We start from the raw sequence: 11138 nt of genomic DNA, 5'->3' as shown, positions 1-11138 counted from the left end.
AAAATTTTAACTCCTTGTTAATAAATGTGCATATATAGTTTTAACCTTTTATAAAGTAAAAATTTAGAGAAATTTTTCCATTATTATGCACAAATTGAATAATTCTTATAACTAAAATTCTCTTAGAAAAAAGAATGGGGATAATATCCTTAAAGTAGAGTTCTAATTTATTTTTTTCTCTTTTCATTTGTGGATAAAACTGAGGATGAATGTAGTATAAATAATAATCCCCATTAAACACAGATTTAAATAAAAAAAATCATCAGTTCTTAAATTATTAAAGAAAAAATTTTGGAAAAAATAAAATTTCTTTTGAAGATTAATTAATTAAGGATATAAAGCATCCATATTTTTTCTTAACCTATTTGAGAATAGTGTATCACGTAAGTTCTTTAAAATATTATTAATTTTTTTTATGAATGATTTTCTTTTAAAAAGTTTTATGAATCATTTCAATTTGTAGAAGTGATTATTTTTTATATGGTTGTAGAATTGTATATGGAAAATAAATCTTATGAAGGACACTTGCAGTTTAGGAAAGTTAAGTATAGAATATTCCTACCTTACTAAAAGTGTTCTATTCTTTAAATTTCCCATAAATTGATTTTAAAAAACAATTTCCCCACCTACTAAAGAGCGTATTTCATGCAAGAAATGAAACTACAAGAACTTAAAAGTAAAAATCCCGTTGAACTTGTTTTTTTTGCTGAAACATTAGAAGTTGAAAATGCTTCTCTTATGCGTAAACAAGAATTAATGTTTGCTATTTTGAAAAAACTTGCTTTGCAAGATGTAGAAATTATAGGAGAAGGAGTTGTTGAAGTTTTACAAGATGGATTTGGATTTTTGCGATCTGCCGATGCAAATTATCTTCCCGGGCCTGATGATATTTATCTTTCACCTGCGCAAATTCAATCTTTTTCTTTAAAAACGGGGGATACTATTGAAGGTCCTATACGGAGTCCAAAGGAAGGAGAGCGTTATTTTGCTCTTCTCAAAATTAATACAATTAATTTTGAAAATCCCGAAAAAATTCGTTATAAAATACATTTTGATAATCTCACCCCTCTTTATTCAAACGAACGTTTTCAAATGGAAATACAAGATCCTACTGAGAAGGATATGTCATCACGGGTGATTGATTTGATCTCTCCCTTGGGAAAAGGACAGAGAGGTCTTATTGTAGCACCTCCTAGAACAGGAAAAACTGTTTTACTTCAAAATATTGCTCATTCTATTACCACTAATCATCCTGAATGTTATCTTATTGTCCTTTTAATCGATGAAAGGCCAGAAGAAGTCACTGATATGCAACGTTCTGTAAAAGGAGAGGTGGTTTCTTCTACTTTTGATGAACCAGCAATACGTCATGTACAAGTAGCTGAAATGGTTATTGAAAAAGCCAAACGTCTCGTTGAATATGGGCGTGATGTGGTTATTCTTCTTGATTCTATTACACGTTTAGGACGTGCTTATAATACAGTCGTTCCTTCATCAGGTAAGGTTTTGACAGGTGGTGTAGATGCAAATGCTTTGCAGCGTCCAAAACGTTTTTTTGGGGCAGCACGTAATATTGAAGAAGGTGGATCTTTAACTATTATTGCAACGGCTTTGATTGATACAGGTAGCCGTATGGATGAAGTTATTTTTGAAGAATTTAAAGGAACGGGTAATTCGGAAATTGTTCTTGATCGTAAAGTTGCTGATAAGCGTATTTTTCCTGCTATGGATATTTTAAAGTCAGGAACACGTAAGGAAGAACTTTTAGTAGCACGACAAGATTTACATAAAATTTTTGTACTTCGTCGCATTTTAGCACCTATGAATGTTACAGATGCAATTGAATTTTTGATTGACAAGTTAAAACAAACAAAAAACAATAGTGAATTTTTTGATTCAATGAATACGTAGAAGTTTTAAGTTTTTTGATTTAGGATAATCCTGTGGATACAATCTTTGCTGTTTCGAGTGGATTGTTGCCTTCAGGGGTTGCTGTCATTCGGCTTTCAGGTTCTCATGTTGTGCATGTTGTTACAACGCTTTGTGGTTGTTTACCTAAAGCGCGGTTTATGCATTATGGAAATCTTACAGCTCGTGATGGTAGTTTTTTAGATTCTGCTTTAACTGTTTTTTTTCCTGCTCCTCATAGTTTTACAGGGGAAGATTGTGCGGAATTTCATTTGCATGGAGGAAAAGCTGTTGTTAATCGTTTTCTTGATGAATTGTCCACATTTAAAGGGTGTCGCATTGCAGAGCCAGGTGAATTTTCACGCCGTGCTTTTATGGAGGGAAAATTAGATCTTGTTCAAGCAGAAGGTCTTGCTGATTTAATAGAAGCAGAGACGGAAAGTCAGCGACGTTTAGCAGTTATGGGTACAAGTGGGCGTTTAACGACGCTTTATCGTGATTGGCGTCATAAACTTATGAAAATTCGTGCTTTTATTGAAGCGGAACTTGATTTTTCTGATGAAGCTGATATCCCCAACACGGTATCTGATAAAGTTTGGAAAGATGTTGAAAATCTTTGCATTTCTCTTCGAGAACATATTGCTGAAGGGGAGCGTGCGAGTATTTTACGTGATGGGTTTAAAATTGTCATTGTAGGTGCTCCAAATTCTGGAAAATCAAGCATTATGAATCGTTTGGCTGGAAAACCTGTTGCTATTGTGACAGAAGAAGCAGGAACAACACGTGATGCTTTAGAAGTAAGACTTGTTTTGGGTGGTTTACCGGTTTTTTTAATAGATACTGCTGGTTTTAGAGAAACAGATAACAAAATAGAACAGTTAGGAATAGAAGTTGCAAAGCAGCATGTTAGGGACGCTGACTTGGTTATTTTAGTTTATGATATGCAAAATCCTAAGGAAGTTTATTTACCAGAAACGTCTGCTGAAATATGGCGTGTAGGCAATAAATTTGATCTTTATGAAGAGAATAAAGAGCCATGGTTAATACAATTTTCGGCATTAACGGGTTTAAATTTTGATCATTTTATGAAGGAACTTGAATCGTTTTGTTTACGTCGTGTTTCTGAGATTGGAAATCTTTTTCCTGCGCGTAAGAGACAACTTCAATTATTAAAAGAAGCTGTTAAGGAGATTGAAAATTCTGTGAATTATGACTCTCTTGATCTCAGTTTACGTGCAGAACATCTTCGTCGTGCCAGTGATTTTCTTGGAAAAATTACCGGAGATATAGATGTTGAGGATTTGCTTGATATTATTTTTTCAGAGTTTTGTATTGGCAAATAATGATTCACGTGAAACTTGAAAACAATTTTTTGTGGAATGAATTAAATGCAATTATATGATGTTGTTGTTATTGGAGGTGGTCATGCTGGCTGCGAAGCAGCTTATGCATCAGCGCGTGCTGGAGCACAGACAGCACTCATTACACATAAAATATCAGCACTAGGAACAATGTCGTGTAATCCGGCTATTGGAGGGCTTGGAAAAGGACATCTGGTTCGTGAAATAGATGCTTTTGATGGGCTCATGGGACGAGCAGCAGATGCAGCTGGAATTCAATTTCGACTTCTTAATCGACGAAAAGGACCAGCAGTAAGAGGTCCGCGCGCGCAAGCTGACCGACAACTCTATAAAGAAGCAATTCAAAAGCTTTTACAAAAACAAGATAATCTTATTCTCATTGAAGATGAAGTTATTGATCTGATTGTTAAAGATAAGAGTATTTCAGGTGTTATATTAAAAAAACAAGGAATACTCCCTTCTGGTGCTGTTGTTTTGACAACAGGTACCTTTTTAAATGGTTTTATTCATATTGGTGATAAAACATGGGCTGCTGGACGTATGGGAGAACAGTCAAGTATAAAACTTGCTGAACGTTTAAAAAGTTATGGCATAAATCTTGGTCGATTAAAAACAGGAACTCCTGCTCGTCTTAGCAAAAAAACAATCCGTTGGGAATGTCTTCCTAAACAGCAAGCTGACGAAAATCCTGTACCTTTTTCTCTTTTGACTGAAAAAATTGAACAGCCTCAAATTGAATGTGCCATAACACGTACAAATGCACAAACACATCAGATTATTCGTGAAAATATTCATCGCTCTGCTTTATATTCAGGAAATATTGAAGGATTAGGACCACGTTATTGTCCTTCAATTGAAGATAAGATTGTTAAATTTGGAGAACGTGATGGGCATCAGATTTTCCTAGAACCAGAAGGATTAAATGATGATACTATTTATCCAAATGGTCTTTCTACTTCTCTTCCTGAAGATGTACAAGTTTCTTTATTGAAAACAATTGAAGGATTGGAAAATGTTACAATTCTACAATCTGGTTACGCTATTGAATATGATTTTGTTAATCCACAACAGTTAACTAAAACTTTGGAGTTACGTTCTTTACCAGGATTATTTTTAGCTGGCCAAATTAATGGGACAACAGGATATGAAGAAGCCGCAGCACAAGGTCTTTTGGCTGGACTAAATGCCGCACGTAAGGTAGGTGGATTAGATGAAATACTTATAAGTCGTTCTACTGCTTATATTGGTGTTATGGTAGATGATTTAGTCTCGCGTGGGGTTTGTGAACCTTATAGAATGTTTACATCACGTGCTGAATTTCGTTTATCTCTGCGATCTGATAATGCTGATGCTCGTTTGACACCTTTAGCACAACAATTAGGTATTGTAAGTAAATTACGTTGGGAGTGCTATCAGAAAAAACAACAGCGTCTTGATCAAGCGCGATCACTATGCCAAGAGCTTTTTCTAACGCCTAATCAAGCATCTGCTCATGGGTTGCAAGTGAATCATGATGGAATTCGGCGTTCAGCTTATGATCTTCTTGCTTATCCTCATATGAGTATAGAGCGTCTTTCACATATTTGGCCACAGTTACAATCCATTGATTCTAAAACAGTTGAATCTGTAGAAATTGAAGCACAATATGCAGTTTATTTGGAAAAACAAGCACAAGATATCCTTGCTCTTCAACGAGATGAGCGTTTAGAAATTCCTTCTTCTCTTGATGTTCAGGCAATTTCTGGTCTTTCTAATGAGCTCAAAACAAAAATTCAAAAAATATCGCCACGTTCAATTGCTGATGCACAAAAAATTGATGGTATGACGCCAGCAGCATTATCACTTATTATCACTTATATTCAACGTCAAAGACGTGAAAAGGCTAAATCAGCTTAATGGATTTTTCTATAGAACAAAAATATCAAGAGCTTTTAAAAATAATTTCTTCTGTTTCACGTGAAACGATGCAGGATTTAATGCATTTTGAATCTTTGATAATACAATGGAATAAACATATTAATTTAATATCTTCTTCAACAATACCTCTTTTATGGACACGTCATATTTTGGATTCAGCACAAATCTACCCTTTACACAGTGATCTTCTGCATTGGTGTGATCTTGGATCAGGTGGTGGATTTCCTGCAATTGTTATTGCTATTTTTATGAAAGAAAAAAAAACAGGACATATTGATCTCGTTGAAAGCAATGGAAAAAAAGTAGCTTTTTTACGAACAGTTATTGCTCAACTTGATCTTCCAGCAACGGTTTATCATTGTAGAATTGAAGATGTAACTCAAAAAATAAAAAATCCAGAGGTTATAACAGCACGGGGATTAGCTTGCCTAGATGATCTTTTAAGGCTTATTTTTCCTTTATTAACACAAAAAACAATCGCTCTTTTGCAAAAAGGTCGGGATTACTCTAAAGAAATAAAAAATGCCTCTGCCAATTGGCAGTTTGATCTGCTAAAACATAAGAGTAAAATTGATGAAAATTCTGTTATTTTAGAAATTTCTCAGGTTCGATCATTTAGAGGGTAAAGCAAAATGAGCGAAATGCGGATTATCGCTATTGCAAACCAAAAAGGTGGAGTTGGAAAAACAACCACAGCAATAAATCTTGCAACAGCTTTGGCAGCCATTGGAGAAAATGTTCTCATTATGGATATTGATCCACAAGGTAATGCGAGTACAGGACTGGGAATTGATCGTAATAGCCGTCCTTTATCGTCTTATGATGTTATGATTTCAGGAATTTCAGTGACAAAAGCAGCTTTGAAAACAGCTGTACCCAATCTTTCTATTGTACCCTCTACACTTGATCTCTTAGGTGTAGAAATGGAAATTGCTTCTTCACAAGATCGTATTCAACGATTGCGTAAGGCTCTTTATGATGATCCTAAGATGGCTAAAAAATTTAGTTATATTTTGATTGATTGTCCGCCCTCTCTAAATCTTCTTACTCTCAATGCTATGGGAGCTGCAGATTCTGTTTTGGTACCTATGCAATGTGAATTTTTAGCACTTGAAGGTTTAAGTCAATTGCTTGAAACAGTAAAGCAAGTGCAATCTGTTCTTAATCCTTCTTTAGAAATTCAAGGTATTGTTCTTACCATGTATGATGGACGGAATAATCTCTCCAATCAGGTGGTTGAAGATGTACGCTCTTTTATGGGAGATAAAGTTTATCGTACTGTTATTCCAAGAAATGTACGTGTTTCTGAAGCCCCCTCTTTTGGTAAACCAGTTTTGCTTTATGATCTCAAATGTGCTGGTAGTCAAGCTTATTTGCGTTTGGCTTCGGAGGTGATACAAAGAGAAAAACAAGCACAGGCTGCTGCTTAGAAATATGAAAAATAATTTTTATAAAGAAAACTCAAAGAGTAAAATTATGAATGATGATCAATCAAAAAAAAGACTGGGACGTGGATTAGCAGCATTGATTGGCGATATCAATTTGAACAACAATCCTACACGTTCAACAAGTGCTGAAAAATTGTCAGAGTCCAGTACAGTTTCTACATTTTCTGAGAAGCTTGTTCCACTTGAATCCATTTTGTGTAATCCACATAATCCGCGGCGCCATTTTACCGAAGAAGAACTTGATAATTTGGCTCAATCAATTCGTCAACACGGTATTGTTCAACCTATTATTGTAAGACCTTCACGCAATCATCCACATTGTTTTGAATTGATTGCTGGTGAACGGCGATGGCGTGCTGCTCAACGTGTTCATTTAAGTCAATTGCCGGTTATTGTTCGCGATGTAGATAATAAAACGGCTTTAGAATTGGCAATTATTGAAAATGTTCAACGTGCTGATCTTAATCCTATTGAAGAAGCAATGGGATATGAAATTTTGCTGAATGAACATGGCTATACGCAAGCAGATTTAGCACAAGTGATTGGAAAAAGTCGAAGTCATGTTGCAAATACGCTTCGTTTGTTGAAATTGCCATCAAAGGTACAAAAATTTTTAACTGATGGACAACTTTCTGCTGGTCATGCACGCTGTCTTATAACTGTTGATAATCCATTGGACTTGGCAGAAAAAATTATTCGTGAAGGTCTCTCTGTACGCCAAACAGAAATATTAGTCTATGAGCAGGCAAATCCTAAGGTCAAAAAACGCACTTCTCTGGAAAAAGATGCAGAAACAAAATCTTTAGAAAAATTGCTTGCAGACGTAATTGGAATGAAAGTTATCATTCGGCATGGTAAAAAAGGTGGTGATTTAAAAATACACTATTCTTCTTTAGAACAATTAGATGATATTTGCAGACGTTTGCAAAGTTAACCGAATCAATTGTTTAAAATGGCAAGAATCCTATCAATGTGTTTTTGATTGAATTTTAAATTGTTAAAAAGACAGTTTATTGCTTTAGAAAATTTTTTGTCTTCAAAAACTATGATTGCAGTAAGTGTTTCTCGAAGTACTATGAAAAAAATAAAATAATCTTTAGGTGTGAGATTATTTTTTTAAAAAATATTCGTTAATTTTAGCTGCTTAGAAAAAGAAGCGGTGAAATTTTTAATACTTTTATCAATAAACACTTAGATTAGAACTCCGAATATAGTAAGATTCTCTAATCATAAGTCTTTTCATATTGAAAAAATTAAAATCACTTACTTGTCCGTCATAAGTGGAGTTGGTATGCAGATAAAAACTAGTGAAGCCAAGGAATAGAATGCTTCTTATGAATCTTTTCAATATAAGAATTGCTCAACATTGAGGATTGGTAAATAGTATGATGGTGTTGGCTTATTACTTCATGAGCTTAAAAATTGTGGTATACAATGGCTTTATCTTTACACTATTTGTAGGTGCTATCATAAAATGGGCTTACGAGTATTGAAAAATGTTTTTTTAAAAAAAGTGCATGAATTTAGTAACACAATGGCGTTCTGTTTTACATTTCCTATATGTGATTTTTCTGGTTTTTGAGGGAGTTTTTTAACTTATTTTTTCCTGTTAAGAGGTAAACTGCTACTATATTATATTTGGATTATTGATAGGTGATAAAACAAAATGGTTATCTATTTGTTTTGCAATTGATATTTGAGCGTATGTTATAAACGAAAAAGCAAATGCAATGCTAATTTAAATATACTTAAAAATTGTCCTTTCTTTTGCGGATTTCAGCAAAGACTTCTTCATCTGTTTCTTTTTCCATCCTAAGGGTTTTTCGCAAAGTTCTATTATCCCAGCGAAGAAAAGGATTGTTTTTTTTTTCTTGCCCTAATGTTACAGGTAAAGTCATGGCATTTTTTGCACGCAACAAAAAAACATCTTCTGCTCTTTGTTGAAGTTTTTGATTGTATGGATCAAGTGTCAATGCAAAAAGAGCGTTACTTTTAGTGTATTCATGGCCACAATAAAGAAGTGTTTCATCGGGAAGCTGACGAAGCTTTTTTAAAGAGTTTAGCATTTGTGCCGGTGTTCCTTCGAAAAGACGTCCACAGCCCAGTGAAAAAAGTGTATCTCCGGCAAAGAGTAAATTTTCTTGAGGAAAGTAATAGGATAATGCTCCTAATGTATGACCAGGTGTTGAAAGTGCTAAAATTGTGTGGGTACCAAATAAGAAGCTTTCATCAGGTTTAAGTGTTTGATCAATGTGACTAATTTTTTCTTTTTCTGCTTCTGGTCCAATAACAATGGCTTTATAAATTTGCTTTAACTCTGCTAGCGCTTCCACATGGTCATGATGATGATGCGTTAAAAAGATAGTCTGAAGCGTCCAGTTGCGGCGTTTTAGAGCATTTTGAATTGCGTTGCTTTCAGGTGCATCAATTGCTGCTGTGTAACCGCTCGTTTCATCATGAATGAGCACACCAAAATTATCTTCTCGACAGATGAACTGTTCAATTAACACTTCTTCCCTCCGTGAACGGTGGACAGTAATAAATCTATAAAATAATTTTATATTTGTTTAAGAATTAGTTTTATCCTCTTCTTTAAAAAGATCTTTTGAATGTTTCATTATAAGAGGCATTTGTGTTAACATAAAAAAAACTGTTATAGGCATAATGGCAAAGACTTTAAAATTTGTCCAAAAATTATCGCTAAAATTGCGCCAAATTACTTCATTTAAAACAGCGAGAAAAATGAAAAAAAATGCCCAGCGATAAGTAAGTTTTTTCCACCCTAAATCATCAAGTTTAAAAGTGGAATCAAAAATATAACGCAAAAGTGGTTTTTTAAAAAACAGACCACCAAAGAGAACAAGAGCAAACAAACTATTAATGATTGTCGGTTTCATTTTGATAAAAGTATCGTTATGAAGCCAAAGAGTTAAAGATCCAAAGACCAAAACAAATATCCCAGAGATAAGAGGCATAATAGGAATTTTTCGCGCAAGTATCCATGATAAGACTAAAGCAACAATAATTGCCATCATGAAAATAGCTGTGGCCGGAAAAAGAGGTTTATTAAATCTTTTAAAAATTTCAATATTGTTTATCAGCCATTCGCCTTTATAATTAGCAAGAAAAAAAATAACTAATGGCCCCATTTCTAAGAGAAATTTAAGTGTTGGTGAAAGAGGTGCTTTTTGATTAGTATTGATATTTTTTGAATCGTGGTTATTGTATGAATTATGCTCAAAAAAAGATTTTTTCATGAGTGTCTTCCTGCAATAGTTTTGGCAAAGTCAGAGGCAGAAAAAGGTTGGAGATCCTCAATATTTTCCCCTATACCTATAAAATAAACAGGTAATTTATATTTTGCTGCAATGGCAACAAGAATTCCTCCTCGTGCAGTTCCATCGAGTTTTGTCATGACTAATCCATTTACACCAGCAATATCGCGAAAAATGTCTACTTGATTGAGCGCATTTTGCCCAGTGGTTGCATCAAGGGTTTGAAGTATTGTATGAGGTGCTTGAGGATTATGTTTACCTAAAACGCGAATAATTTTTGCCAATTCGTCCATCAGTTCAGTTTTGTTTTGTAAACGTCCCGCTGTGTCAATGATCAAGACATCACTGTTTGCTTTTTTTGCTTTTTCATAAGCATCAAATGCTAAGCTAGCCGCATCTGCACCTAATTTCGTTGAAATAACAGGAGCACCTATGCGTTCACCCCAAATATGCAATTGCTCAATGGCGGCAGCACGAAACGTATCTCCAGCGGCAAGCATAACTTTTAATCCTCCTTTAGTGAGTTTTGCTGCAAGTTTTCCAATGGTTGTTGTTTTTCCTGTACCATTTACACCTACTAGTAAAATAACATGAGGCTTATGATTAAGATCAAGTTCCAGTGGAATTGCAACAGGTTTTAGCACTTTTTCGATTTCATTTGCTATGATGCTGTGAACGTCATCTGGAGATAGATTTTTTTTGTAACGACTAGAAGCTAAGGTATCGGTGATGTGAGTAGCAGTTTCCACACCAAGATCCGCTTGAATAAGAATGTCTTCCAGTTCTTGTAACTTGTCTTTATCAAGTTTTTCTTTAACAAAGACTTCGCCAATGGATTTACTTAAGCGCTGTGAGGAAAGAGCTAATCCTTTTTTAAGACGTCCAAACCACGCTCTTTTTTCCTGTTCAACAGAGGACACAGGCAAAATTTCTTCAATTTTTTTTTCACTGATTATATCTGTGATAATTACTTTACTAGAATGGTGTTCTTTGCTGGAATATGATTCAAAAGGTTGATTTTTTTCATCATATTTTGCAGATGCTATATTTTGATTTTCTGTTTGTTCCTTTGTTTTTCTGTCTATAGAGGATAAATCGTTTTTTGTGATTTCACTTTTATCCTTATTTTCGTCTACTCTATCGTTTTCATAAGGGGTGGAAACTTGTTCTATTTTCTGTTCTTTAGACTTGTTGAAGGAAAATATTTTTTTTATAAAGGGTTTTGTCAT

9 protein-coding genes are annotated in these 11138 nt (G+C 34.4%); 6 read left to right on the top strand and 3 right to left on the bottom strand.

The annotated features are described in order from the left end of the window. The first annotated feature begins 645 nt into the window (after nt 1-645). The 6 genes from rho to AYT27_RS08690 are packed head-to-tail and all read left to right on the top strand — an operon-like array spanning nt 646 to nt 7568. Nucleotides 646-1911, top strand: a complete 1266-nt coding sequence (gene rho / locus AYT27_RS08715; protein ID WP_011181430.1) for a transcription termination factor Rho — start codon at nt 646-648, stop codon at nt 1909-1911. A 32-nt stretch (nt 1912-1943) separates the two neighbouring features. Continuing rightward, nucleotides 1944-3251: a tRNA uridine-5-carboxymethylaminomethyl(34) synthesis GTPase MnmE gene (gene mnmE / locus AYT27_RS08710; RefSeq protein ID WP_011181429.1), complete on the top strand. Its 1308-nt coding sequence runs from the start codon at nt 1944-1946 to the stop codon at nt 3249-3251. A 45-nt stretch (nt 3252-3296) separates the two neighbouring features. After that, nucleotides 3297-5165 (top strand): tRNA uridine-5-carboxymethylaminomethyl(34) synthesis enzyme MnmG, encoded by a 1869-nt coding sequence (gene mnmG / locus AYT27_RS08705; RefSeq protein WP_011181428.1) that lies wholly within the window; start codon nt 3297-3299, stop codon nt 5163-5165. Further along, entirely contained in the window at nt 5165-5812 is a 648-nt protein-coding gene (rsmG, locus tag AYT27_RS08700; RefSeq protein ID WP_011181427.1) for a 16S rRNA (guanine(527)-N(7))-methyltransferase RsmG, read from the top strand. The genes mnmG and rsmG overlap by 1 nt, the downstream gene beginning before the upstream one ends. Nucleotides 5813-5818: 6 nt before the next feature. Beyond that, on the top strand, nt 5819-6616 hold the full coding sequence (locus AYT27_RS08695; protein ID WP_011181426.1) for a ParA family protein: 798 nt from the start codon (nt 5819-5821) through the stop codon (nt 6614-6616). A gap of 46 nt (nt 6617-6662) precedes the next feature. After that, the gene (locus AYT27_RS08690) at nt 6663-7568 is read left to right on the top strand and encodes a ParB/RepB/Spo0J family partition protein (RefSeq protein WP_011181425.1); all 906 of its coding nucleotides are present in this window, start codon (nt 6663-6665) and stop codon (nt 7566-7568) included. Nucleotides 7569-8382: 814 nt separating this feature from the next. Here AYT27_RS08690 and gloB read toward each other — a convergent pair. From gloB to ftsY, 3 genes are read right to left on the bottom strand one after another with little or no spacing between them, the layout of a single operon-like run. Further along, nucleotides 8383-9144 (bottom strand): hydroxyacylglutathione hydrolase, encoded by a 762-nt coding sequence (gloB, locus tag AYT27_RS08685; RefSeq protein WP_011181424.1) that lies wholly within the window; start codon nt 9142-9144, stop codon nt 8383-8385. A 57-nt stretch (nt 9145-9201) separates the two neighbouring features. After that, a complete protein-coding gene (locus tag AYT27_RS08680) occupies nt 9202-9891 on the bottom strand; it encodes a septation protein A (protein ID WP_011181423.1) in 690 nt (229 codons plus the stop codon). After that, nucleotides 9888-11138 carry a signal recognition particle-docking protein FtsY gene (ftsY, locus tag AYT27_RS08675; RefSeq protein WP_011181422.1) on the bottom strand — a complete coding sequence of 417 codons (1251 nt, stop codon included), beginning with the start codon at nt 11136-11138 and terminating at the stop codon, nt 9888-9890. Before ftsY ends, AYT27_RS08680 begins: the two co-directional genes overlap by 4 nt.

It is taken from the genome of Bartonella henselae str. Houston-1, from assembly GCF_000046705.1.
GTDB lineage: Bacteria > Pseudomonadota > Alphaproteobacteria > Rhizobiales > Rhizobiaceae > Bartonella > Bartonella henselae.
This window is presented reverse-complemented; position numbering and strand designations above follow the sequence as displayed.

Bases quoted from the DNA above. Each gene is read 5' to 3' on its own strand.
- ftsY (WP_011181422.1), bottom strand. From the start codon at position 11,138: ATGACAAAACCCTTTATAAAAAAAATATTTTCCTTCAACAAGTCTAAA.
- AYT27_RS08695 (WP_011181426.1), top strand. From the start codon at position 5,819: ATGAGCGAAATGCGGATTATCGCTATTGCAAACCAAAAAGGTGGAGTT.
- mnmG (WP_011181428.1), top strand. From the start codon at position 3,297: ATGCAATTATATGATGTTGTTGTTATTGGAGGTGGTCATGCTGGCTGC.
- rho (WP_011181430.1), top strand. From the start codon at position 646: ATGCAAGAAATGAAACTACAAGAACTTAAAAGTAAAAATCCCGTTGAA.
- rsmG (WP_011181427.1), top strand. From the start codon at position 5,165: ATGGATTTTTCTATAGAACAAAAATATCAAGAGCTTTTAAAAATAATT.
- AYT27_RS08680 (WP_011181423.1), bottom strand. From the start codon at position 9,891: ATGAAAAAATCTTTTTTTGAGCATAATTCATACAATAACCACGATTCA.
- AYT27_RS08690 (WP_011181425.1), top strand. From the start codon at position 6,663: ATGAATGATGATCAATCAAAAAAAAGACTGGGACGTGGATTAGCAGCA.